General features: G+C 35.1%; 22 protein-coding genes and 1 tRNA gene. 12 read left to right on the top strand and 11 right to left on the bottom strand.

The genetic code is table 11. The annotated features are described in order from the left end of the window. The first annotated feature begins 22 nt into the window (after nucleotides 1–22). Together AAC084_RS16715 and AAC084_RS16710 are read left to right on the top strand one after the other, a co-directional pair. Complete coding sequence (locus AAC084_RS16715; RefSeq protein WP_339841363.1) at nucleotides 23–739, top strand: DUF547 domain-containing protein; 717 nt, start codon at nucleotides 23–25, stop codon at nucleotides 737–739. Between the two features lie 197 nt (nucleotides 740–936). Further along, nucleotides 937–1962, top strand: a complete 1026-nt coding sequence (locus tag AAC084_RS16710) for an N-acetylmuramoyl-L-alanine amidase (protein WP_339841362.1) — start codon at nucleotides 937–939, stop codon at nucleotides 1960–1962. A gap of 3 nt (nucleotides 1963–1965) precedes the next feature. On the opposite strand, the gene AAC084_RS16705 is transcribed toward AAC084_RS16710, so the two are convergent. The 4 genes from AAC084_RS16705 to AAC084_RS16690 are packed head-to-tail and all read right to left on the bottom strand — an operon-like array spanning nucleotide 1966 to nucleotide 4734. Beyond that, entirely contained in the window at nucleotides 1966–2670 is a 705-nt protein-coding gene (locus AAC084_RS16705) for a TIGR04283 family arsenosugar biosynthesis glycosyltransferase (protein WP_339841361.1), read from the bottom strand. A gap of 44 nt (nucleotides 2671–2714) precedes the next feature. Then, nucleotides 2715–3530, bottom strand: a complete 816-nt coding sequence (locus tag AAC084_RS16700; protein WP_339841360.1) for a purine-nucleoside phosphorylase — start codon at nucleotides 3528–3530, stop codon at nucleotides 2715–2717. Further along, a complete protein-coding gene (locus tag AAC084_RS16695; RefSeq protein WP_339841381.1) occupies nucleotides 3527–4198 on the bottom strand; it encodes a TIGR04282 family arsenosugar biosynthesis glycosyltransferase in 672 nt (223 codons plus the stop codon). Before AAC084_RS16695 ends, AAC084_RS16700 begins: the two co-directional genes overlap by 4 nt. A gap of 29 nt (nucleotides 4199–4227) precedes the next feature. Next, nucleotides 4228–4734 (bottom strand): rhodanese-like domain-containing protein, encoded by a 507-nt coding sequence (locus tag AAC084_RS16690; protein ID WP_339841359.1) that lies wholly within the window; start codon nucleotides 4732–4734, stop codon nucleotides 4228–4230. Between the two features lie 55 nt (nucleotides 4735–4789). Between AAC084_RS16690 and AAC084_RS16685 the strand changes: the two genes are divergently transcribed. After that, nucleotides 4790–6373, top strand: coding sequence for a glycoside hydrolase family 32 protein (locus tag AAC084_RS16685; protein WP_339841358.1), 1584 nt, complete (start codon nucleotides 4790–4792; stop codon nucleotides 6371–6373). A 4-nt stretch (nucleotides 6374–6377) separates the two neighbouring features. Here AAC084_RS16685 and AAC084_RS16680 read toward each other — a convergent pair whose 3' ends face one another. The 3 genes from AAC084_RS16680 to AAC084_RS16670 all read right to left on the bottom strand — a co-directional run bounded on the left by AAC084_RS16680 (nucleotide 6378) and on the right by AAC084_RS16670 (nucleotide 8764). After that, nucleotides 6378–7649, bottom strand: coding sequence for an ADP-ribosylglycohydrolase family protein (locus AAC084_RS16680; protein WP_339841357.1), 1272 nt, complete (start codon nucleotides 7647–7649; stop codon nucleotides 6378–6380). Continuing rightward, nucleotides 7646–8617, bottom strand: coding sequence for a phosphotransferase (locus tag AAC084_RS16675; protein ID WP_339841355.1), 972 nt, complete (start codon nucleotides 8615–8617; stop codon nucleotides 7646–7648). The genes AAC084_RS16680 and AAC084_RS16675 overlap by 4 nt, the downstream gene beginning before the upstream one ends. A 74-nt stretch (nucleotides 8618–8691) precedes the next feature. After that, nucleotides 8692–8764 (bottom strand) — tRNA-Phe (locus AAC084_RS16670). 100 nt (nucleotides 8765–8864) lie between these two features. Between AAC084_RS16670 and AAC084_RS16665 the strand changes: the two genes are divergently transcribed. The 7 genes from AAC084_RS16665 to AAC084_RS16635 all read left to right on the top strand — a co-directional run bounded on the left by AAC084_RS16665 (nucleotide 8865) and on the right by AAC084_RS16635 (nucleotide 16615). Then, nucleotides 8865–9593, top strand: coding sequence for a type III pantothenate kinase (locus AAC084_RS16665; protein WP_339841354.1), 729 nt, complete (start codon nucleotides 8865–8867; stop codon nucleotides 9591–9593). After that, nucleotides 9594–10880, top strand: coding sequence for a hypothetical protein (locus AAC084_RS16660; protein ID WP_339841353.1), 1287 nt, complete (start codon nucleotides 9594–9596; stop codon nucleotides 10878–10880). It begins immediately after the preceding gene. 39 nt (nucleotides 10881–10919) lie between these two features. Continuing rightward, a complete protein-coding gene (locus AAC084_RS16655; protein ID WP_339841352.1) occupies nucleotides 10920–12293 on the top strand; it encodes a hypothetical protein in 1374 nt (457 codons plus the stop codon). 5 nt (nucleotides 12294–12298) lie between these two features. Next, nucleotides 12299–12901: an LPS export ABC transporter periplasmic protein LptC gene (lptC, locus tag AAC084_RS16650; RefSeq protein ID WP_339841351.1), complete on the top strand. Its 603-nt coding sequence runs from the start codon at nucleotides 12299–12301 to the stop codon at nucleotides 12899–12901. Further along, nucleotides 12891–13100 carry a hypothetical protein gene (locus tag AAC084_RS16645; protein WP_339841350.1) on the top strand — a complete coding sequence of 70 codons (210 nt, stop codon included), beginning with the start codon at nucleotides 12891–12893 and terminating at the stop codon, nucleotides 13098–13100. Before lptC ends, AAC084_RS16645 begins: the two co-directional genes overlap by 11 nt. After that, on the top strand, nucleotides 13100–14386 hold the full coding sequence (locus tag AAC084_RS16640) for a hemolysin family protein (protein WP_339841349.1): 1287 nt from the start codon (nucleotides 13100–13102) through the stop codon (nucleotides 14384–14386). Before AAC084_RS16645 ends, AAC084_RS16640 begins: the two co-directional genes overlap by 1 nt. A gap of 111 nt (nucleotides 14387–14497) precedes the next feature. Then, the gene (locus AAC084_RS16635; protein ID WP_339841348.1) at nucleotides 14498–16615 is read left to right on the top strand and encodes a peptidylprolyl isomerase; all 2118 of its coding nucleotides are present in this window, start codon (nucleotides 14498–14500) and stop codon (nucleotides 16613–16615) included. Between the two features lie 56 nt (nucleotides 16616–16671). Here the strand turns inward: AAC084_RS16635 and AAC084_RS16630 are convergent, their stop codons facing one another. Then, nucleotides 16672–17583, bottom strand: a complete 912-nt coding sequence (locus AAC084_RS16630; RefSeq protein WP_339841347.1) for a GYDIA family GHMP kinase — start codon at nucleotides 17581–17583, stop codon at nucleotides 16672–16674. A 10-nt stretch (nucleotides 17584–17593) separates the two neighbouring features. Beyond that, nucleotides 17594–18910 carry a hydroxymethylglutaryl-CoA reductase, degradative gene (locus AAC084_RS16625; protein WP_339841346.1) on the bottom strand — a complete coding sequence of 439 codons (1317 nt, stop codon included), beginning with the start codon at nucleotides 18908–18910 and terminating at the stop codon, nucleotides 17594–17596. A gap of 208 nt (nucleotides 18911–19118) precedes the next feature. On the opposite strand from AAC084_RS16625, the gene AAC084_RS16620 reads away from it, so the two are divergent. Both AAC084_RS16620 and AAC084_RS16615 read left to right on the top strand, forming a co-directional pair. Then, nucleotides 19119–21284 carry a S9 family peptidase gene (locus AAC084_RS16620; RefSeq protein WP_339841344.1) on the top strand — a complete coding sequence of 722 codons (2166 nt, stop codon included), beginning with the start codon at nucleotides 19119–19121 and terminating at the stop codon, nucleotides 21282–21284. Between the two features lie 16 nt (nucleotides 21285–21300). Continuing rightward, nucleotides 21301–22833, top strand: a complete 1533-nt coding sequence (locus tag AAC084_RS16615; RefSeq protein ID WP_339841343.1) for an oligopeptide:H+ symporter — start codon at nucleotides 21301–21303, stop codon at nucleotides 22831–22833. Nucleotides 22834–22839: 6 nt separating this feature from the next. Here AAC084_RS16615 and AAC084_RS16610 read toward each other — a convergent pair whose 3' ends face one another. Then, on the bottom strand, nucleotides 22840–24855 hold the full coding sequence (locus tag AAC084_RS16610) for a ComEC/Rec2 family competence protein (protein WP_339841342.1): 2016 nt from the start codon (nucleotides 24853–24855) through the stop codon (nucleotides 22840–22842). A gap of 1 nt (nucleotide 24856) precedes the next feature. Further along, nucleotides 24857–25423, bottom strand: coding sequence for a C40 family peptidase (locus tag AAC084_RS16605; RefSeq protein ID WP_339841340.1), 567 nt, complete (start codon nucleotides 25421–25423; stop codon nucleotides 24857–24859). Between the last annotated feature and the right edge of the window lie 16 nt (nucleotides 25424–25439).

The following is a 25439-nucleotide window of genomic DNA, read 5'->3' as shown; positions in this document are numbered from 1 at the left end:
ACGATAATAAATTTAAGATTATATGAAACGGATTATAATACGGACCTTGTTTTTCTTTATGATAGTTACGAACCTATCTGCACAAGAATTAACTGGTTTTTTTAATAAGACAAATAGCTTTTTAAAAACTAATGTAGTTGATGGTCGTGTTAAATATGCCGCAATTAAAGAAAACCCAAATACCTTAGAATCTATTTTACAATCAGTTAAAGATGTTACGGTGTCAAAGTCAGATACCGAGAAGTACCAAGCCTTTTGGATAAACGCGTATAATCTTTTAGTAATTGATGGTATCGTTAAGAATTATCCATTAAAATCGCCTTTAGATATACCTGGTTTCTTTGATACGATTAAACATGAAATAGGCGGAAAAAACTTAAGTCTAAATGAAATAGAAAATATAATGTTACGGGCTAAATTTCCTACTGAAGCGAGATTTCACTTTGTTTTGGTTTGTGCAGGTTTAGGGTGTCCTCCAATTATAAATATGGCCTACACGCCAGAAAAAATAAATGCTCAGCTACAAAGACAGACCGTATTGGCTTTGAATAATACAGATTTTATTCGTGTTGAAGGTGTTAGCGTAAAAGTTTCTCAGATTTTTGAATGGTATAAAGGTGATTTTGATAAAGCCGGTGGTATTGTCACCTTTATTAATGAATTTCGAGACTCGAAATTACTAAGTAATGCTAACATAAGTTATTATCCATATGATTGGACATTGAATTCGAAGAAGTAATTTTTTTACATTTTAGTAAGAGAAATTGTTTGTTAACTATAGTAGGTCATACGGGTGAATGATAACAGGTTTTTATTTCAGAATAAACTTTCGTTAGAAATAATCAGTATAAATTACAGAAAGTACAGGGAATAATTCCAATTTTGTAAGCCATTACCATTTTAGAAAAATGGCACAAATTTTGTTTCCTTTTAATTATGCTTAGGTATTTTATTTTATTGATTTTTATCTCACAGGCGGCAATAGGTCAGGATTCGTTGAAGACCGTTACAGCTGAGCCCGGCGATGGTATACTTTCGCTTTTAAGAAAACAGGGGTTCAATCCTTATGAGGTTTTTGAGGAATTTGTATCCTTAAACAATCATGATTTACGTGATAGTGTACACTTAATTGCAGGTAGAACTTATGTAATACCAAAGGCGGCGTTGGTTACAGTGCCCATTGTAGACTCCATACAAAAGCAATCTACCGAAGTAAAAAAATTAGAAAGTGCTAGTTATGCTATTTTCGGGGAGAAGCATAAGACGGTAATAGACAAAAGCGAACGGCTAAAAGGCAATATCTATTATTTGGTTTCAGGTCACGGTGGTCCTGATCCTGGTGCCATGGGCATTTATGCTGGTAAAACCATATCAGAAGATGAATATGCGTACGATATAACGTTACGCTTAGCGAAAGAATTATTGGCTCATGGGGCAATGGTCTATATTATTATTCAAGATGAAAATGACGGAATTAGAGATGAACATATTTTAGAAATTGACTACGATGAGGTTGCTTACCCAAATAAAACCATTCCTTTAAATCAAGTAGCAAGATTAAAGCAGCGTGTAGAAATCGTAAACGATCTTTATAAGTCGAATAAAGGAAAGTACCAGCGTTTAATAGTTACACATGTAGATAGTAGAAGTGTAGGCCAAAACATTGATGTGTTCTTTTATCATCATGAACACAGTAAAAATGGTAAAAAGTTAGCGGAGAGCATTCATAAAACTTTTGAAGCCAAGTATAAAAAATATCAACCTAATAGAAGTTATGCGGGTACTTTTGAAGATAGAACTTCACTTTATCTGGTTAAGAAAACGCACCCCGCAATGACGTTTATTGAAATAGGGAATATTCGTAATGCTAAGGATCAAGTTAGAATTGTGGACCCAGATAATCGCCAAGCACTGGCAAAATGGATAAGCGAAGGAGTTTTGTTAGATTTTGAAGAAAAGTAAATATTATAGTGCTATATACCTTAGGTAATATTGATGAAGCTCGTGGGGTTCTGCACCCATATAATACTTTAGATGAATCATCCCGAAATGCCATTGCAGCATAACCATTCCGCGCTCTTCATAGCGACGAGCAGAAGTTGTTACAGCTGAGGGTATAATCTTGAAAGGCTTTAACTTATATATGCGCCCAATAAATTCGTTATCCTCATAAATGATATAATTTTCATTAAACCCATTGTTTTCATGAAATACTTTATTGGTGATAAACATGGATTGGTCACCACCACGACAAATCTGATGGTTGATTCTGGTACACCAAGCAAAAAATTTCAGAAAGCGGCTGTCACTATTAAAACGCATTTGAAAACAACCGACTTCATGACCATCTTCAAAAGCTTGAAAAATTGCTAGGTCAAAATTTTTAGGAGGCAAAGAATCTACATGTAAGAAATAAAGAATTTCCCCAGTGGCCTTTGTGGCGCCAACATTCATTTGAACTGCCCTGCCTTTTTTGCTGTTGATGACAGTAGCGCCATATTCGCGAGCATTAATAGGTGTTTGGTCGGTACTGCCACCGTCGATAACAAGTATTTCTTTAATGCGATTTGAACCTGCATTTTTTGCTATTGCCAGTAGCACCTTCTTAATATAATTTGCCTTATTCAATACCGGAATAATGATACTAATTGTTGGCTGGGATGTACTCATAAACACTTATTTGCTTTCTTATGGTAGCAAAATGACAGCGTAACTTACAGTTGCTTGATTAATTCTTGAAACAATTTCACCATTTTAGGCTCGGTTTTTTCAGCTATGGCAATAATCTCACTAATATCTACTGGCTTTAGATTGTCAGGATCACATTCGTCAGTTAATACAGATACGGCGACAATAGGTAATGATAAATGGTTGGCCACAATTACTTCAGGTACAGTACTCATACCTACGGCATCGGCCCCAATTAATTTTATCATTCTATATTCAGCCTTAGTCTCAAGTTGAGGACCTACTACAGAAGCATATACGCCTGTTTTTAAAGAAATGTCATTGGCTTTGGCGATGGCCATTAATTTTGTTCGCATATCTAAATCATAAGGTTCGGACATGTCTGCAAAACGCTCTCCAAATTCACCAACATTTTTGAAAGCCAGAGGCGAACCGCCTTGTAAGTTAATGTGGTCTTCAATCAGCATCATGTCGCCTTTTTTATAGTCAAGATTAACGGCGCCTGCAGCATTTGAAATAAAGAGTTTAGTAATACCCAACATGTGCATAACACGAATAGGGTAGGTGATATCTAAAAAATCATAGCCCTCATATAAATGAAAACGACCTTGCATCACAACTACTTTTTTCCCTGAAATGGTGCCGTATACTAATTTACCAGTATGAAACTCAACAGTTGCCAATGGAAAAAAAGGGATATGGTTATAGTGAGCTTCAATAGGGTTTTCGATATTGTCCACCAATTTACCTAAACCAGTGCCTAATACGATTCCGATTTCTGGGTTGTCAAATCCTTTGTTTTTAAGGTAAGCTACAGATTCTAATAATTGTTCTTTAATCATGAATTTATATGTTTTAAAAAGGGTTCAAAGGCTTTAATGTCCTTTATATCCTCGTAATAATCTACGTCGTTTCTTATGTCTAAAAGGGCAGTTTTTTTGTCTTTCAGGTCATCTAGTGTATCCTTTAAAACCGAATCTGTGCCCCAATCTTTATTTTTAAAAAGTTTTGGCATGTAATTTTTCATCCCAAGTAAATAATAGCCGCCATCTTCTGCAGGCCCAACTACAAAATCATTAGTTTCTAATGCCTTAAATGCTTCTTCTAAATCTTCTTGCGTTAAATCGAACATATCACTGCCAATGATAATGATTTTTTGAAATTCGTTTTGAAAGCCTTCTTGAAATGCATTTGCCATTCGAGCTCCTAAATCGACGCCTGTCTGCAATTTTTTTCCAAAACGTTTATTGTCCCAAATATCATTCTGCCAAATTTCTTCAGAGTAGTACACGAGCTTTTCAGCGTATAAGTTACTTGTAATTTTAACGGTATGATTGAGAAGGAACTGATAAATATTCAATGCAGATTCGTCACCAACAGTAGCCGCTAATCGTCTTTTTCCTTTACCAAGTTCGGGATTTCTCGTAAAAATCAATAGTAAATTTTTAGAACTAGCTAAGGTGAAATCAATCACCTTCTCGTCTCGTTCTTCTCTGTTATTTTGTAATATTCCCAAAGTATTTTTTTAATTTATACTAACTAATAGACTTTTATTCCTTGATGCAATAGTTTTCCCCAATGCTTGCTAAACGCATGAACACTATCGGTTACTATTTCTTTGTCGTTAAATACTTCGCCACCTTTATTTTTCCATTCAAAAATACCACCATGTAAATTTAGAATGTTTGTATAACCAAGCTTCTTCAATTTTTCGCCAATATTTTCTGATCGCACACCAATAGAACAATAAACAATAATGGGTTGTGCCGTATTTGGAATTGATTCGAGAATTTTTTCTTCGTCAAATTTTTTATATCCTACCCACAAAGCATCCTTTAAATGGCTGACGTCAAATTCTTCTTTTTCCCGAGTATCCAAATAAAGAATTGAATCTGACATCGGTAAATTTTCAGGATAGATATAGGGTATTGTCTCTTTGTTCCAAGTTTTTAAAACACGATCAATATCACCTTGTCCCCAACTGTTCTTTGAAAAACATATGAAGAGAAGTAAACTAAATAATAGGTGAATATTGATTAACTTCATGGCTACAAAGGTACTGTTTTTAGATACCAGGGAATATTATTAAAATTGTGAATTTATGGTTAAAACTTTTCGAAAAGCATGGATATGGCTAGCGCTGATAGGTTTCGTGTTAAGCATTTTCAGTTGTAAACAAGAAATGAAAAGAAATGAAAATATATCAGTTGAAGAGGCTGTTTCTTATTATACGGAAAAGTATAGGCCTCAGTTTCATTTTACACCAGAAGAAAAGTGGATGAACGATCCAAATGGCCTAGTTTATCATAAGGGAATTTACCATTTGTTTTATCAGTATTATCCAGATAGTACGGTTTGGGGCCCTATGCATTGGGGGCATGCGGTTAGTAAAGATTTGGTAAGATGGAAGCATAAGCCTATTGCGCTTTTTCCAGATGAAAACGGATTAATATTTTCTGGTAGCGCTGTAATCGACAAAGAGAATACAGCTGGCTTTGGTACAAAAGAAAAGCCTGCAATGGTTGCCATTTTCACGTATCATGATATGAAAGGAGAACAATCTGGTAAAAAGGATTTTCAAACACAAGGTATTGCCTACAGTTTAGATGATGGGGATAGTTGGACGAAATATGAGGGAAATCCTGTAATCGGTAACGATGGAATTAAAGATTTTAGGGATCCAAAAGTTTTCTGGAATGATAAAGAACAAAATTGGACGATGCTCTTAGTAGCAGGAAATCATTTGCAGATATGGAACTCACTTAATTTAAAGGAATGGAAAAAAGTAAGTGAGTTTGGAAAAGACAAGGGAGCACATGGTGGGGTATGGGAATGTCCTGATTTATTTCCTTTAAAAATTGAAGGCAGTGATGAAGAGAAATGGGTGCTTTTAATAAGTATTAACCCTGGTGCGCCAAATAGAGGTAGTGGAACACAATACTTTATTGGCGATTTTGATGGGACAACATTTACAACAGATCAAGTAGAATCTCGATGGATAGATTTAGGTCGGGATAACTATGCAGGTGTTACTTATAACGATGCCCCGAGTAATGAACGAATTTTCATTGGATGGATGAGTAATTGGGATTATGCACGAGATACACCAACTGAAAAATGGCGAAGCGCTATGACAGTGCCTAGAAAATTGACATTGCGCAGAATAGGAGATGAAGTATCGTTATTCAATTTTCCTGTAGCTAATTTTGATAGGCATGTTGCTTTAGCTTATCCTGAAAGCGAATTAAATATACAGGAAAATAGAAAGAGAGTAATTCCCCTGAAATATAGTAATCAGAGTCAGTTAAAGTTTACCTTAAATGACCCCAATGTTCACATGTATTTTAGTAATGACAGTGGTGATAGTTTGAGTATTCAAATCGACGGTGATAAAAAAATGGTCAACTTCGACAGAAGAAAATCGGGTAAAATTGATTTCAGTGAGGATTTTGCTCCTAGTGTTCAACAAATGAAAATTCCGAATTTACCTGATGAGCCTGTTGAGATATTAATACTGTTAGATCATTCGTCAATAGAAATGTTTATGAATGGCGGACAGTATGTAATTACAAATCAACTTTTCCCTACTGATTTTTACACGGCAATGACCATTATAAATACTTCAGATGAGAATTTGAAAATCGATGACCTTACGGAGCATAAAATAGAACGTATTTGGGATTAATCTTTTATTGAACCATTTCTTTCGCCAAAGCTTCTAAATCAATACCCAAATTTTCTTTGTTGACCTTTAAGATCGTTTTTTTCAATTCTTGGGGAAGGGCTTTGTAGCCTAATTTAGCACCTAATATCATACCTGCTACAGCTGCAACGGTATCATTATCGCGACCGTAATTAACTATGAACAGTATCGTTTTTTCAAAATCTCCGTGTCCAAATTCAAGGCCTGTGACTAATATTTGCCAAATTTCTGCCGAGTGAAAAGCAATTCCACGTTTATCTTTTTCTAATAATTGATAAAGCATTTCTTGACGTATCCAATCTTTTTTCGTTCCGGGGTATCCTGTTGGTACTTTAAAAATGGTGTTGTTCAATAGTAAAGAATCAATGAGTATAAGTTCGTTTATCCGACGTACATTTTTTTGTGCCACATCTAAAATTGTTGTTGGTATGCGCCCAACCAGTCTACTATCGGCATACCCAATAGGATCTATGAATTTTGGGGCATTCATAATAGAATCTAATTCTTGCGTTCTCATGGCCATATGGGTCATTACTGAAACCAAAGCCGTAATATCTTTAGCGTAACCAATATCGAAAAGACTAAGGTCATATGCTTTTTGGTAAGCCTCTAAAGGCGATTTTGTTATAAGTCCGATCATTGGTGAGTACAATTGCCCCGCACAAGACATTTCACCACCATAAAAACGATTTTGTGCTTGAAGGTAAGAATCGTTGTCTTTTTTATAAGCCATGGCTACTCTTGCCCATTCTTTTACCCAGTCTATTTTTTCAATTTGTGTGTCAAGCATATCAGTATTTGTCTGAATATCTTTATTTGCAAGTGACCTGGTTATAGTGCTGTAATAGTCAATAATGAATTGGGTGAAATTATCTGGATTTATAGCATTCCCATTCGCTTTAAAATAATGGACCATTAAACTCTTCCAACGTGTGTCATCGGTAGTTGCGCCGGCTAATAAATTATGTTCCCAAGTGCCTTCAGGAGATTGTTCTCGTACAGCTGGGGTTAGCCCATTAATATAACCATAGCTTAGTTGAATGTCTTTTCGGTGCCACATTTCGGTAGAAGCACCCATTGCATCACCAATAGCTGACCCAACAAGTGCGCCTAAGACCTTGTCATAATATACCGAATCTTCTAATTTTAGTTTATCAGCTAAATAAGCACTACTTGTCGGGGCGGGAATGTCAAATTTTTCAGCTTTATTTTTGCATCCAACAATGAAAATTAAGATAAGGATATAGGAATATTTCATGATAATATCATGTTTTTGCTCATTTGTAATAAAAGTGTTTTTTCGGCTAACGTCCTATTTAAAGGTAATTGTGCTAAGCCTATCAATCTTCTCATTATTTCAATACCGGCGATTTTCTTGAGTAGCTCTATATCTATTGGTTTAGGATATGTTTTTTCAATTCTTTCAATAAATGAACTATCATCGGTAGCCATTATTAAGTGCGCCGCCATTACCCCAAGGTCAAATTCAGGGAAGCCAATGAAACCAAATTCTGGGTCAATAATATAAAGACTGTCATTTTTTGACATCCAGCTACCGGGATAATAATCGCCATGTAAAAGGGTTTGGCCATTTGATAAATATTTCTCCCCAATTGAAGTTACTTGCCTCTTGAGAATAACATCTTCTTTGTAAGGCATTGATAGTTGCTGCAGCCCTGGTTGAATATCGTCAAGAGAAAAGCCATTATCGGTAAGAAAAGGCAGAATGAAAATATGCTGGTGGTTAAGCTCGCGCATTTTTATATTGTCAGGAAAATCGCTTGGAGGTAACGTGCCATGAATTCCACTGATAATAGTAATAAGTTTATTGAAATGCTGATCACTGATAGTCCGGTCTTGGTAAATGAAACTCATGTCATCGCAATCGCCTAAATCTTCCATAACTAAAATAAAAGATTCAGGGTCAAACCCAAAAATGTTTGGGGTGTAATGATTTATTGAACTATTTTGAATGGATTTGTAAAAAGTATGTTCAACAGCAATTCTTTCTATCGGGGCAGGTATGTTTTGATATTTCTGAACAAAAGGTCTCGATTGTTTTACAATAATAGAGCGCAAGTTGGTAGTTACTCGAAGTACCACATTCATGTTGCCCTCACCAGCTTTGGCAATGCTAGTAATTTGTTCGTCGCTTTTGAACCATCCTTTAGATTCGGAGTAATCTTGTAGTACAATAGCCAAACTATCTTCATTAATGTATATCACAATTTCTACATTTTCAATAGTTGAAGATAAGTATATAAACAAAAAAATCCTTACCGTTAAGTAAGGATTTATTGTGGTGCCTCCAGGAATCGAACCAGGGACACATGGATTTTCAGTCCATTGCTCTACCAACTGAGCTAAGGCACCATGTCGCTATAAGCGGCTGCAAATATAATTTCAATTTTATGATTTACAAACTAATTCATAAAAAAAGCGAATTGTTTTTTTAATTTATAATCTTTGTAACATGAATTTGATCATAGATGCCGGCAATACAAGTGTAAAGTTGGCGATATTTAAAAAGGCGGAAATCGTTCATTTAGAGTCTGTTGCTACACATGATTTTGTGGCGGCGGTCAAAAATATTTTTGAAAAGTATCCAAAAATTCAATTTGCAATTGTTTCAAGTGTTGGGGCGCTTTCTAAGGAACAAATGAACGTTGTGGCTATTTTTTGTGAGGTACATGAGCTTTCAAACACTTCAAAAGTGCCATTTAAGAACTCTTATGCCTCTCCACAAACTCTCGGAGTTGATCGTTTGGCGATCGTGACTGCTGCCTATTATAATAATCCTCACCACAATAACTTAATAATAGACGCAGGAACTTGTATTACGTATGATATGATAAATGATTTTGATGAATATTTGGGCGGTGCTATATCTCCCGGAGTTCAAATGAGATATAGCGCAATGCATAATCAAACCGCTAAGTTACCTTTATTGGAGAAAAAGGAGCTGTTAGATTATATTGGCAATACTACAGATAACTGTATGCATAGTGGGGTTATATATGGTGTTATTCTTGAAATTGAGGGTGTCATTGACCTATATAAGTCTCGTTTTAAAGATTTAACAATTATTTTAACAGGGGGTGATACACTATTTTTGTCTAAACGATTAAAAAATACCATATTTGCGGATTCTAAATTTCTCCTGAAAGGGCTTAATTATTTGCTAGAATACAACAAGCACTAAATGATCAGAAAAATTGTAATTGCAATTGTATACATATTCACTGTGGGTATGTACGCTCAAGATGGTACTGTTTCTCCCTATTCTTTTTTTGGAATAGGTGATTTAAAGAACGTCAGTACAGTAGAAAATCAAATGATGGGAGGTATCGGCGTTTATGCAGATAGCATCCATCTTAATTTAAAAAACCCTGCTGCTTACGGTAAATTAGGTTTAGAGGTAATGGATAGAGAAGGTCTTGTGACCTATACTGCCGGAGTTTCCAATAAACAATATCAGCTTAAAAGTTATACCGAAGAAGAGAAAAGTTCAATAACCAGTTTAGATTACTTGGCTTTGGGCTTTAGTCTAGGTAAAGGTTTAGGTATGGGCTTTGGTATTATGCCTTTGTCTTCTGTGGGGTATAATCTCATAGACGAGCAAACTAATTCAGGTGGTTCTTTGACTAATCTTTACACCGGAGAGGGTGGGTTAACACGTGTTTTTTATTCCATTGGTTATGAGGTTTTAAAAGATTTAAGCATTGGGGCGACGGTTAATTTTAACTATGGTACTTTAGATAATGAACGGTTACAACAAATAGACGGGGTTCAATTTGGTACATTTGATAGGCGTAGTTCTAGAGTTAATGGCTTCGATTTTAACTATGCGTTGAATTATTCGCCAATAGTAAAAGGAAGGTATCGGTTTCATTCCTCTATACGTGTAAACACACAAGGTAATCTTGTATCTCACAACGATAGACAAATAGGTTCTTTTTCGATTGCGACAGGTGGCAATATTGAAGAAGTAGAAGTTGATTTAGTTTCTCAAAACTTAAAAAATACAGAATTAAAAATACCAACAACAACTACTTTAGGCCTTGGTTATGGTGAGGATTTTAAATGGTTTGTAGGTGCTGAATATAGTTTTCAAGGAATGAGTTCTTTTGAAAATACCTTTCTAGGAGCAGATAGTATACGGTATGGTGATGCAAGTTCGTATGCTTTAGGTGCTTTTATTACACCTGATCATGATTCGTTTGCAAGTTACTTAAAACGAATGACTTACCGTGCTGGGTTGCGTTTGGAAAAGACAGGAATGATGGTTAATGATGTTGATATAAATAACTTTGGCATAACTTTTGGATTAGGTTTACCACTGGGTAGAAGTTTCTCTAATCTTAATTTAGGATTTGAAATTGGACGAAGAGGAACAACTAAAGCGAATCTAATAGAAGAAAGCTATTTTAAATTTAATGTAGGTCTTTCATTAAACGATCGTTGGTTCCAGAAAAGAAAAATCAATTAATAAAAATTTAGTACATTAACCACTTTAAAAAGAGAAAAAATGAAATCGAAACTTTACTTCACGGCAATTATGTTCCTTGGGATGATGGGGGTAAGTAATGCACAGGCTCAGAACCCTGAATGTATGACGAATTTGTCTATATTTTCAGAACATGCAAAAGTTAAAAATTATGACGCGGCTTATGAACCGTGGAAAATGGTTTATGAAACTTGTCCTCAATTAAATAATGCGATTTATGTATATGGTGAACGTATACTTAAGGATAAAGTTGATAAAGCATCAGGTGCTGATAAAGAAAAGTATGCTAACGAGTTAATGGGTCTTTATGATAATAAAATGACACATTTTGCTTCAAAGACGAGTATGGGAGAAACCATGGTCGATAAAGCATTAGTGAAGTATGATAATAAAATGGCCGATGATGCTGAGATGTATAGCATGTTAAGTGAGGCATTTACTAAAGATCAAGAAAATTTCAAAAATCCAAAAGCATTATATATATACTTCTCTAGTTTAGTTGATTTAAACAAAGCTGGTAAGAAAGATTTACAAGAAGTTTTTGATGTTTATGATGCTGTAACGGAGCAGATTGAATCAGAAAATGAAAAAATTACTGGTAAGATCTCTAAACTTTTACCAAAAGAGGAGGCTGGTACATTGACTTCTAAAGAGAAATCTCGTTTAAAGTCTTATAATTCTTATTCTGAAGTTTACGGTAAAATTGCTGGTAGTATCGATTCTAAATTAGGTCCTTTAGCAGACTGTAGCAACTTGATTCCTTTATATGAAAAGAGTTTTGAAGAGAAGAAAGGTGATGTTGTTTGGGTAAAAAGAGCAGTAGGTCTTATGTTTAACAAAGAGTGTACAGATGATCCATTGTTTCAGAAATTATTCGAAGCTCAATTGGCATTAGATCCATCTGCAGACGCCTATGTTTATGGTGGTACTTTAAAAATGAAGAATGGAGATACGAAAGGTGCACTTGTTGATTTCGATAAGGCTTTGACTTTAGAAACAAATAATGATAAGAAATCTAAGATAGCCTATAAGGTTGCAGTAATTAATAAAAGAAAAGGAAGTAAATCTACTGCACGTAGCTATGCTCAAAAAGCTATCGATGCGAATCCATCAAATGGTCGTGCTTATTTGTTGATTGCTAACTTGTACGCTACCAGTGCCAATGATTGTGGTAGTACTACATTCGAAAAAAGAGCTATATATTGGAAAGCAGCTGATATGGCAAGAAAGGCAGGTAGGGTAGATCCATCATTAAGTGGTTCTGCTAGTCAGGCGGCAAATAGCTACCAAGCTAAAGCACCATCTAAAGAGATGATTTTTAGTTCAGGTATGGCTGGTAAAACAGTTTCTTTCTCTTGCTGGGCAGGAGGTAGTATTAAGGTACCATCGTTATAGTAAAAATGATACAAATCTTTAATTATAAAAGCATTGCCGTGGTATGTACCATGGCAATGCTTTTTTCATCTTGTAAGGATAATTATAAAAGAGTAGGCGGTGAGGCAGCTAAAAAAGTCTATCCTAGAGGTGTTGTTGAAGATTTTGTGCTTACATATACCGAGTCTCCTGAAAAGTTGGGCTCAGAAGATGTGGGGACTTCTAAAGTGCTTGCGATTTTGTCTGGTCCTATTCGTAATGATTTTGACCAACTTACATTTCCATATCAAACCTTTCCAGAAGGTTTATTAGTGGAGATTTTTAATGAAAAAAATGAAAAAACCACAATAGAGGCTGATTATGGAGTATTGTATTCTGCGACATCTATTGTAGATTTGCGTGGAAATGTGCTCATAAAAGGGGATGATGGTAAAAAATTGGAGACTTCTCAATTGTATTATGACCGTGGCAATGAGTGGGCATTTACCCAAGAAAAGTTTAAGTTTACCAATCCAGATGATGGCACGGTGATGGATGGCGAAGGAATGGATATTCAAAAAGATCTTAAATTTTTGAATGCACATAAAACGTATGGTCTAATGTTGATTAAAGAAGAAAATGATGATTAATATTTTAAGGTATACAGAGTACCTATATATCTTAGTAGCAGGTTTTTCAATTTTTAGAATTATTTCTGAATGGAATTCCAATGGAAGTGTAGACTATTTTTTCATTTTCACAGCAGTAGTTTCTATTGGTATGTTTTTATTTAGAAGAAACTATAGGAAAAAGTTTGAACAGCGAAAGCGAGATAATAATAAGGAGTAGTGGGTACAGCCGGTATTATCATTATTCTTTCGTTAGTTTTTTCAGCATTTTTCTCTGGAATGGAGATTGCATTTATTTCTGCAAATAAAATACATATCGAAATAGAGAAAAAGCAAGAAGGTTTTTTGGCCATGGTGCTCACCAGACTAACTAAGAAACCATCGAAATTTATTGCAACTATGCTAATTGGCAACAATATAGCTTTAGTTATTTATGGCCTTTTTATGGGAGAAATTCTCATGAACTGGTTTACGGGCATGGCACCTGAAAATGCTATTTTAAAGATTTTAATTACAGATTTCAGTCTTTTAACCCAAACTGTGATATCTACCTTTATTATTTTAATAACGGCGGAGTTTCTTCCGAAAGTATTGTTTCAGATTTATGCCAATAGTCTTTTGAAATTACTGGCAATACCAGCTTTTCTGTTCTATATATTATTCTCTTTTGTATCAGATTTCATTATTTGGATTTCAGATTTAATTTTGAAATATGTTTTTCGGACTTCAGGTGATGAAGTTCAGTTAGCATTTAGTAAGCTAGAACTAGGTGATTATATAACAGAGCAAATGGAAGCGGTAGAAGCTGAAGACGAAGTAGATACCGAAATTCAAATCTTTCAGAATGCATTAGAATTTGCAGCTGTTAAGGCTCGAGAAGTTATGGTTCCTAGAACTGAGATAGTTGCTGTTGAAATGCACGAGACGCCAAAGAACATGGCAAAACTGTTTACCGAAACAGGTTATTCTAAAATTTTGGTATATAATGATACTGTAGATAATGTCATTGGGTATGTGCATTCTTATGAACTTTTTAAAAAGCCTAAGACCTTAAAAAGTATATTACTTCCTGTTGAGTTCGTGCCAGAAACTATGCTAATTCAAGATATTTTGAATACGTTGATGAAAAAGCGAAAAAGTATAGCGGTGGTTTTAGACGAATATGGTGGCACTTCAGGTCTAGTAACCGTAGAAGATATTGTTGAGGAGCTTTTTGGTGAAATAGAAGATGAGCACGATACTACAGATTTGCGTGAAGAACGTGTAGATGATCGACATTTTCTTTTTTCGGCTCGTCTAGAGGTAGATTACATCAATGAAAATTATAAATTAGAACTTCCGGTGTCAGATGAATTTGAAACCTTGGGAGGTCTTTTAGTACATACATTAGGCGAAATACCAGATAAAGAAGTAGAGCTTACTATAGATCCTTATAAGTTTACCGTTTTAGAAGTTTCGAACACAAAAATTGATTTAGTATCTATAGAACTTTTGGAAGAAGAATAACAGTGCATCAATCAATAAATTAGGAGTCTTTTTAGTTTTTATTATTTCAATTAAAAATGGTAGTTTTGCCTCCCAATAACCACAAACGATTATTTTAAACGTTAATATAGAATGGCAGTATTAGAAAATATAAGGAAACGTACAACAGTGTTGATCTTAATTATAGGTTTGGCGCTTTTTGCATTTGTTATTTCTGGTGTATTTACCAGTAGCAATTTTGGAGGTGAAAAAGTAGGTTCGTCCGTTGCCGAGATAAATGGTGAGGATATTTCTATTGATGAATTTAGACAAGAGGTAGAGACAGCTTCAAGAAGAGTAGGTCCAACTGCTTCGTCTATGCAGGTTGTTAACCAGGTTTGGGAGAACACAATTAGAAAGAACGTATTAGGTGAGCAATTTGAAGATTTAGGAATAGGGATCGAACAAGATCAGATTGTTGATTTTCTTCGTACAACAGGATATGCTCAAAATCCTGAGTTTCAAAACCAAAATGGACAGTTTGACCCAAACATCTTTAAGCAGACTGTGGCAGATTGGAAAGTGAATAATCCAGCGCAATATGAAGCTTGGTTACAAACAGAGAATGAAATTATTCAATTGGCTAAAGAACAGACTTACTTTAATATGGTAAAGGCTGGTGTTGGTGCAACATTGAAAGAAGGTGAGTTAGATTATAAGTTGGCGAACGAAAAAATGGATATTAAGTATGTAAGGGTGCCTTACACTTCAATTCCGGATAGTTCAATTACAGTTACCAAAAGTGAAATAGCCGATTACGTAAACGACCATAAAGAAGAGTATAAGCAAGATCCAGCAAGGGATCTACAATATGTATACTTTGAAGAGAAACCTTCTGTAGCTGATGAAACGGCTATTAAAGATGCTATTTCTAAACTTTTGGATGATACTATAGAGTACAATTCTCAAACTGATCGTAACGATACCATAAGAGGTTTTCGTAATACGAAAGATGTAACAGCTTTTTTAGATAGAAATTCTGATACCAAGTTTGATACTATTTATAAAGCTAAAAAGAATTTACCTTCTAGTGTTGCCGATACTTTAATGAGCTTGAATATTGGTCAGATTTATGGCCCTTATAAAGATGGTGGTTCTTATAAGATTTCTAAGATGATAAGTAGAAAGCCTAACGGTTCTGTAAAGGCAAGCCATATACTTTTAGCTTACACAGGAGCTACTAGAGCTAACCCTGAAGTGACAAGAACAAAGGAAGAAGCAGAAGCTAAAGCGAAAGAATTACTTAAGGAAGCTAAAAAATCTGGCGTAGTCTTTTCAGAATTGGCAAGAGACAACTCTGATGGACCTTCAGCCCCGCAAGGAGGCGATTTAGGGTATTTCCAAAGAGGAGTGATGGTGCCTAAATTCAATGATTTTGCATTTAATAATAATGAAGGTGCTATTGGTTTAGTAGAGACTGATTTTGGGTTCCACGTCATTAAAGTTGATGATAAAGAAGATGTAGTACAGATAGCTACTATCGCTAGAGAAATTGTAGCATCTGAAGAGACAATAAATACGTTGTTCACTAAGGCTACTAAATTTGAAATGGAAACTACCGAAGATGAAAGTGCTTTTTCAGCATTGGCTAAAAAAGAGGAATTCGTAGTTCGTCCAGTAAATAAGATAAAAGCTTTAGATGAGAACCTTCCTGGGTTAACGAATCAAAGAAATATTGTGCAATGGGCTTTCAATGGAGATACTGAAGTTGGAGATGTTAAACGTTTTAATATCAATAACGGTTATGCAGTTGTTCAACTTACGGGTAGTTATGCAGCAGGTGTAATGAGTGCAGAGGATGCATCTGTATTGGTTTTGCCAATTATTAGAAAAGAACGTAAAGCGGCAAAAATCATAGCTGCAAATAAAGGAAAAGATATGAGCACTATTGCTTCAGATAATACTGTTTCTATTTCTAATGCCTCGGCACTTACGGTTAAGTCACCAACTATTCCTGGGGCAGGTAGCGAGCCAGTTGTTGTAGGTACAGCTTACGGTATGGCAAATGGAGCTGTTTCAGGTTTGATTGAAGGAAACACAGGAGTATTTAAAATCGAAATCATTAAGAAAACAGAAGCTCCAAAATTGGATAATTACAGTGTTTATGCAAATGCATTAAAAACTGGTGCTGCAAGTCGTGTAAATACTTCGGTATACAACGCGTTAAAAGATGCTGCTAAAATTGAAGATAAAAGAGCTACTTTCTACTAATAGGAGAAAGTAAGAATTCATATAAAAAAAGAGCATCCGTTTTGGATGCTCTTTTTTTATAGTATCATTTCTTTGTACGATAAAATAGTTGAGTATCCCTTGTTCTTGAAGTAGCTCATTTCTGATTCGCTGCCAACGACAAGTACAAAGTCCCCTCCCCACGCTCCTAAGCTTTTTATAGTCCCTTTATAATCTGAGAATAGGCTTTCCTTTGCTGTGGGTATTTTTAAGGTCTCCGATAATATTGCTTCGTGCGCATTTAGTAGCAAACCAAATTCCTGTACATCTTCACACTTTAATATGTTATAGGTAATGTCGTTGATCTTAGAAACTAAAGAAGGTTTATCAAAATCTAAATTTCTATAACTGTTGATAGCATCACGACTGTTTTTCTTTTGGTTGAGATATACAAAAAATAGCTGATCAGAAAAATTAGGTTGAAAATCGACCTCGCTTACAGTGGGTTCGAATTCATTTCTTTGATATAATATTGGAGTATTATGATTAGCGCAGGCAATATCATATCCGCTACCACCAAATGTGGCTGCTAATAAACGATATGGATTAACATCTGCCCATTGGGCAATATTGGCAATTAAGGTAGAAGAGGAGCCAAGACCCCAATCTCTCGGAAAAGTTAGTTTCGCTTCTGCCGAATTTAAATCTGTGGAAGATGGTAAAAAGGAAGGGTTTAGCTTTTGTGCTTCTAAAAGAATTTGAGATAATCTATTTGATGCATGAATATCAGAAGTGTATATTGTTTTTAAATTGTTTTTTGAAAATTCAGAGCTAAACCAAATATTATCATCCTCGTCTAAACTATTCCAAATGAAATTTTCTGAATTTGAAGTTTGTAAACTTAAAGACTGTCCGAATTTGGTAGGTAAAGCTAGCCCTTTGGCACCATCTAAAATTACATACTCTGCGGTTAGTAATAATTTTCCATTGCTATAGTATTCCTTGGTCATAGGTAAAAGCTTACGTCCTAAGATTGTTCAGTTGTATCTCAACACCGTGATGAGTTACTGGGTTAGTTTTAAAATATTCAACCATAGTAGCTTTTTCTGTTTCATTGGCTCCTAGTTGATTTAAGATGTTTAACAAGTGCATTTTCATATGGCCTTTTTGAATACCTGTAGTAACCAATGAGCTAACTGCTGCAAAATTCTGTGCGAGTCCCGCAACGGCTATTATTTGCATCAGTTCTTCCGCAGAAGGACTTTGAAGAATTTCCAAATTCAATTTAACTAGCGGGTGAAGATTGGTTAACCCGCCAACCGTTCCTAATGCCAAGGGTAGTTCAATCCAAAATGTGAATATTCCGTTTTCTATTTCAGCATGTGTTAGGCTACTGTATTGGCCATTTCTACTAGCATAAGCATGAACACCAGCCTCTACGGCTCTAAAATCATTACCAGTCGCCAAAACGACGGCATCGACGCCGTTCATGATACCTTTATTGTGTGTGACCGCACGATAAGGTTCTATCTGTGCTATTTTTATGGCTTGTATTATTTTTTCTGCTGTATGTCGTGGAGATAGGTCTGCATTTAATTTTAGCTCGTCTACAGGGCAGCTAACTTGAGCGCGTACTGTGCAATTGGGTACATAATTAGACAAGATGCTCATTATGACCTCCACATTCTTTTCTTCTTCAGAAAAACTAGTATAAAAGGAAGCTTCTGATTTCAAAGTTGTAGCGAATTGCTCTAAACAGCCATTAATAAAGTTTGCTCCCATTGCATCCTTAGTCTGAAAAGTAGCATGCAGTTGATAGTAGTTCTCAAGTTCGGAAGTTTTATTTTTTAAAACAATATCACTGATACCACCACCTCTTTTTTCCATGCTTGTGGTAAAGGATGCGGTTTCTGTTAGCAATTTTGGTTTTAAATAAGTAAAAAATGAGCTAAGCTTTTCAAAATCACCTTTAAATAAAAAATGTACTTGCCCTACTTTTTCGGTTCCAAGAACTTCTGTTTTAAATCCACCTCTGTTTAACCAAAATTTAGCAGCCTTACTGGCAGCTGCAATTACAGAACTTTCTTCAATAGCCATTGGTATGGCATACAGTTTATTGTTAATCAAAAAATTTGGAGCAATGCCCAATGGTAGGTAAAGGTTAGTGAGGGTATTCTCTATAAACTCGTCGTGCAACTGCTGTATATTAGAATTTTGATTCCAATAGGTTTGCAATATTTTTTTTGATTGTTCTTTATTTTGGGTAAAATAGGTGGTAACCCAATCTATTTTTTCTTCTTTCGTAAGTTTGGAAAAACCACTAATCGGCTCAGTCATTTAGGTGTAACTTTCTTCTAAAGGTTGATATCACTTTACGGCATTTATATAAAAAGCCCTGTGTTTTTTATGGAAGTAAATATAAGCATATTGGCATGAACCTATATATAGAGGCGAAAGCGTTAAAAGCAGTTTCTTTTTCGATGAAATCGTGGTTTTTTAAGGAAATTGTAGTAAACTTGAGAGATTTAACAAAAATCTAATTTTTATGCGAAAAACACACTTATTTACATTGATGTTAATTGCTTTCAATGTATTTACTTGGGCACAGGAGAAACAAATTGAGATAACGGAAATTTATCAAGGTGCTTTTAGGACTGAAGGGATGGATGCATTGCGGTCGATGAATAATGGCACGCAGTATACGGTTCTCAATATGAATAGATTAAATCAATCATCAACAATTGATAAATACGATTACAAAACCTTGAAAAAGGTTTCGACTATAGTATCATCTGCAGATTTATATGATATTCCTTATTTTTCAGCATATAGTTTTAGTGCAGATGAAAAAAAGATATTACTATCTACAGAGGTAGAAGCAATATTCAGACGATCTACTTTAGGTATATTTTATGTCTATGATATAGGCACCAAAAACGTAGTTCGAATTAGTGATGCAAAAATTCAAGAGCCTATGCTTTCACCAAATGGAAAGCAAGTTGCATATGTAAAGGATAATAATATCTATCTGTTTAATATTTCAACAGGTGAAACCAAACAGGTTACTGTAGATGGGGTTAAGAATAAAATAATAAACGGAGTTACAGATTGGGTTTATGAAGAAGAATTTTCATTTGTACGTGCTTTCGAGTGGAATGCCGATGGTTCTAAAATAGCTTTTCTTCGTTTTGATGAAACCAATGTTCCTGAATTTTCTATGGATGTTTATGGAACCGGATTGTATCAACAGCCGCATGTTTTTAAATACCCAAAGGCAGGAGAGAATAATTCTTTGGTGACATTACACCTTTTAGATGTTGCCAGTAGTAAAATTTCTGATATTGATTTAGGAGATGCGTATTATGTACCTCGTCTTAAATGGAAGAATCATAAAGATAGGTTGAGCGTGCAAACTTTGAATCGCCATCAGAATCATTTGAAACTACAAACGGTAAATGCCAAAACAGGAGAAGTTTCAATTTTACTGGAAGAGAGAGATGATGCTTACGTAGATATCACAGATAATTTGACTTTTTTAGAAGATGATAGTTTTATCTGGTCAAGTGAAAGTAATGGATGGAATCATATCTACCTGTACAATCAAGACGGTAAATTAATGAACCAAATTACCGAAGGTGACTGGGAGGTGACGAACTATTATGGGTATGACCAAAACGAGGACAAAATATATTATCAGTCTACAGAAAATGGCTCTATAAATAGAGGTGTATATAATATTGGAAGTGGTGGTGACGATAAAAAAGCGTTAGCGGTTACTGAAGGTGCTAATAATGCATCTTTTAGTGCTGATTTTACCTATTTCATCAATACATTTTCAAACGCTGAAATACCACCGGTTTTTACGCTACATCAAGCGATAAATGGCAAAAAAATAAAAGATATAAAAGATAATCAACAACTACTTCAAAGATTGGAAGGGTATGTGACAAGTCCGAAAGAGTTCTCTACAATCTCCATTAATGGTAATGATCTTAACATGTACATGATTAAGCCAAAGGATTTTGATCCATCAAAAAAATATCCTTTATTAATGTATCAATATAGCGGCCCTGGATCACAGAATGTATCTAATAGTTGGATGGGAGCTAATGATTACTGGCATCAAATGTTAGTGTCAGAAGGCTATATAGTTGCCTGTGTAGATGGTAGGGGGACTGGTTTCAAAGGCAGCGATTTTAAAAAAGTCACTTATATGAATTTGGTGAAATATGAAACAGAAGACCAAATTGCAGCAGCAAAAAAATTAAGCGAGTTAGATTATATTGATGAAGAACGGACTGGTATTTGGGGGTGGAGTTTTGGTGGTCATATGGCAACCAACTGTCTTCTAATAGGTAACGATGTGTTCGAAACAGCTATAGCCGTTGCACCGGTAACATCTTGGCGTTTTTATGATACGATTTATACAGAACGTTTTATGCGTACGCCGGCTGAAAACCCAAGTGGGTATGATGATAATTCACCATTTAATTATCCTGAATTATTAGAAGGAAATTTCTTGTTGATTCATGGTTCCGGTGATGATAATGTACATGTGCAAAATTCTATGCGAATGATTGAAGCATTGATACAGGCAAATAAGCAGTTCGATTGGGGAATTTATCCTGATAAGAACCATGGTATATATGGTGGAAATACGAGAATTCACCTGTTTACAAAAATGACCAATTTTATAAAAGAAAAACTTTAACCAAATTAATTTAAATATGACCGAAAGCACTGAATTTTCAGACCAAAAGCAGATTTTTGGGCATCCCCAAGGCTTATTTTATTTGTTTTTTGCAGAATTATGGGAGCGTTTTAGCTTCTACGGAATGCGTGCGCTGCTCACGCTTTACATGATAGATGTAATATTTCAAGCATTGGCAGAAAGAGATTACGCTACTGCTGCTGTTTATTCTTCTTATGGTTCGTTAGTATATGCTTCTACTGTTATTGGCGGAAAATTGTCTGATAAGATATTAGGAATGCGAAATTCTATTTTTTTAGGCGGTATTCTTATGTCTATTGGTCATTTTGTTTTGGCAATTGAAGATGATATGGCCTTCTTTTTTGCCCTATCTCTAATTATAGTTGGTAATGGTTTTTTTAAGCCTAATATTTCAACATTTGTAGGCACATTGTACGAAAAGGGAGACCCTAAAAAAGATTCAGGGTTCACTATTTTTTATATGGGTATAAATATTGGTGGTTGGGTTGCACCTCTTTTATGTGGTTGGTTAGCGGCTACATATGGCTGGCATTATGGATTTGGCCTTGCAGGTATAGGTATGTTAACAGGTTTAATAGTCTTTTGGAGAGGTATAAAGAAAAATGTATTTGGGAATAGGGGTTTACCTCCGAATGAACATGTATTGAACAAAAAAGTATTAGGTATTAAACAAGGAGTTCTTGTGCCTGTACTTGCAGTACTTTCTGCCCCTTTAATTGCTGTATTATTATCATCTTATAAGGCTATCGCAACAGATGGTATGTTTGCAGACCAAAATATTGTGAATGTAATCTTTACAGGAATTGGTATTGCTGTACTTGCATACTTGGCTTATGAAATGTACAGAGCAAAGGTTACAGAAAGAAAAGAGTTATTTGTAGCGGTATTACTTACGTTTTTCATGACTATATTTTGGGGTTTTCATGAATTGTCGGGTAGTGTTATTACCTTGTTCGCAGCTCGTAATATCGATTTAGATGGGATTATGTCTGCAGCTCAAACAAATTCATTGAACTCTATGTTCATTATTATATTGGCGATTCCGATTTCTATGATGTGGACCTGGTTAAGTAAAAAGAAATGGAATCCTAGAACGCCGTATAAATTTGGTCTTGGATTACTTTTTGCAGGTATTAGTTTTTATGTACTAGCATTAAGTGGAGGTAGTGCAAATGAAAGCGGATTTGTTCCTTTTGCATATTTATTATTAATGTATTTCTTATTGTCAGTGGGGGAGTTGTTTATGTCTCCTGTGGGTTTGTCTAAAATGACAGATTTAGCGCCTTTACGTTTAATTGCATTTATTATGGGTGTTTGGTTTTTATCATCGGCTTTTGCGTTTCAAATTGTAGGTTTTATAGGTAAGCAGTTAGCAATTGAGAGTACAGATAAAAATGTTGGAGGTTTTGAGACCTTGACTGTGTACACCGATGGTTTTATGCTAATTGCCAAATATGCTTTAGGTGCTGGGGCAGTAGTACTTTTAGCATCGCCATTAATTAAAAAATTAATGGGTAAAGTGCATTAATTATATTTACTCAAAATAATAAGCTCCCTTTTCACCAGTATAGTGAAAAGGGATTTTATATTTTAGACAGGTAATTCTCCAACGGTCGATATAACTTCTGTAATTGCTTCCGTCTGCTATAATTTCATTTGGTTTAATACTATCTATTAAACGCTCAAGATTAATTTTGGGTGATTGTGTTAGTAGAATTTTATTTATTGATTCGTTTTTTGGATAAATACCTGTGCTATCCAAAATAAGTAACGATGTATTTAGCAGGGAGTAGCTATTTTTTAAAGAATCAAAACGTACCGATGCTATTCGTTCAGCTGTTTTGTAATCTGAAATCATATTATCAGCCTTTTTGATTTGGTTCGTTAAAATAATCAAATTATTTCCACTTCTATTAAAAAGAACACTATTCTTGGTTTGATGTAGAACGATTGCTTCCAGTTTTTTAGAGGATTCGAATTTTTGATAGGAAGTCCATCCTTGAAAACATATCAAACTGATTAAGAAAAAAGCAATGCGTTTATAAGTTATATGAGAACACGCCTCTACAAACGATACAAGTACTATGAAGGATAGGATGAGTTGTCCGAAATCAAAAGAAATAGAACTGAATATAAAACTTTCTTGTTTAGCTACCCAACCGATAAGGTTGTTCATTAAGCCTATTATACTGTTGTATAACCATACTAGTTGTGTTGGCAACCAATTTAACAGCGAAAGGAAAATGACCAAAATACCTAAACCTAAAATTATACCTAAAGCTGGCACAATGATTAAGTTAGAAATAAAGAATAACCCTGGAAATTGGTGAAAATAATATAAACTGATGGGCAATACGCCCAATTGAGCAGCCAGGCTAACGCAAAGAAGTTGCCAAAAATATCTTATAATTTTATTTTTCGGAAACCACAGTTTTTTGAGTAAAGGGAAAATCCATAATATAGCGAATACAGCCGCGTAGCTCATTTGAAACCCAACCTGAAATAACAGATTCGGGTTAATGAAAAGTAGAATGAACAACACTGATAAAGCTAAAATATTGAATGAGTTACTCGGCCTATTTAAGTATAGCGCATAGGCTACGAAAGTGAACATCGTGGTGGCGCGTATAATACTTGCCGATAAACCTGCAAGAAAAGCAAAGCCCCAAAGAAATAATACAGATAGTAATAATATGATTGTTCTGCCCTTTGGAATGTGCTTCAGCGGACTTAATAAGAATTGAATTAACAGTAGTAGAATACCAATATGGAGTCCTGAAACAGCTAGTATGTGTACGGCACCTGCTTTTTGGTAGTTGGTATAGGTTTCCTCAGAAATATCTGAACGCTGACCTAATAATAATGCCTGTATGACCCCGAGTTCATCTGCCCCGAAATTTTCAGTTTTAAGTTTTTCAATGATGTTGGTTCTCGCTTTTGACGCAATTCCGATGAAGGTGGTTTTAGTATTGTGAACTGCTACAAATTGATTTGAATAAATTCTTAACTGATGATAAACCCCTAAATTTTCTAAGTATTTTTTATAGTTAAACTGATGCGGATTTAAAGGTTCACTAATAGGTCGAATCTTAGCGAATGTCAAGAATTCATCATCAACTTGTAATGAAGTAATAGTAGAATCTTTGGGTATAGTGATTAAAAGTGTACCAGAAGCCTTTTTGTTACCAACACTTTCGACTGTTGCAAAATAACGATGTGAGTACTTATTCGGTTTTAAAACTTCATTGATTTTTAGCGTCCAAATCCCATCTTCTGCAGATGTTATCTTACTGTAATGATTGAAGTGATTTATTGGTTGTGATGAGGTGTAGCTATAAATGCCAAGCGAAATAAAGGATAAGGCAGCAATGAAGCCAAATAACTTTGTATTGGTTTTCTTTTCAAAAATAAATATGGCAGCTAGCAGTACAAATAAAGAAAGTGTGCTAATAAGGAAATAAAACGAGTCGATGGAACACATGTGACCAATTATAATTCCGAGGATAAGTAGCAGCGTTAATTTTATAGGAATAAACGCTAAAAGTTTCATCCTATAAAATTCTTGTTGCTTTTACGAAAGCTTGATTCCAAAATCCATCTCGTAACGATGAAACAGTTACCCCGCGTGATGTAGATGCATGAATAAAAGTTATTTCATCATTCTCGGTTCCGACTACCATACCTACGTGATTAATTCGTTTAGAGCCTCTACTGGTCTTGAAAAATAATAGATCACCTTTTTCTACATTTTTGACGGTAACGCGATGGCCTTCTTCAGCCATATGAAACGAGGTTCTGGGTAATTGAACATCATGTTCACCAAAAGATATATATAATAAGCCAGAACAGTCCATGCCTCTAGTGGTGGTTCCTCCAAATTTATAACGTACTCCTGAAAACGAAAGAGCGGTATTAATGATTTCGTCGGCTTTGGTTACATTGTAATTTGTCGTAACTCGTGGTTCAGATGGTGTTTTAGTCACTACAACAGTGCCAGTTCTGGCATTGTTAGCAGCAGCTACTGAAATCTTTCGTTCCTTATCAGAACTACTTGTTTTTTTACTTGTGCCACAACTCGCTAAAAAACAGACGATAAGAAAATATGGTAGTATGCGCATAAATACAAGGTGTTCC

The sequence above is a fragment of the uncultured Maribacter sp. genome, from assembly GCF_963977385.1.
Taxonomy (GTDB): domain Bacteria; phylum Bacteroidota; class Bacteroidia; order Flavobacteriales; family Flavobacteriaceae; genus Maribacter.
This window is presented reverse-complemented; position numbering and strand designations above follow the sequence as displayed.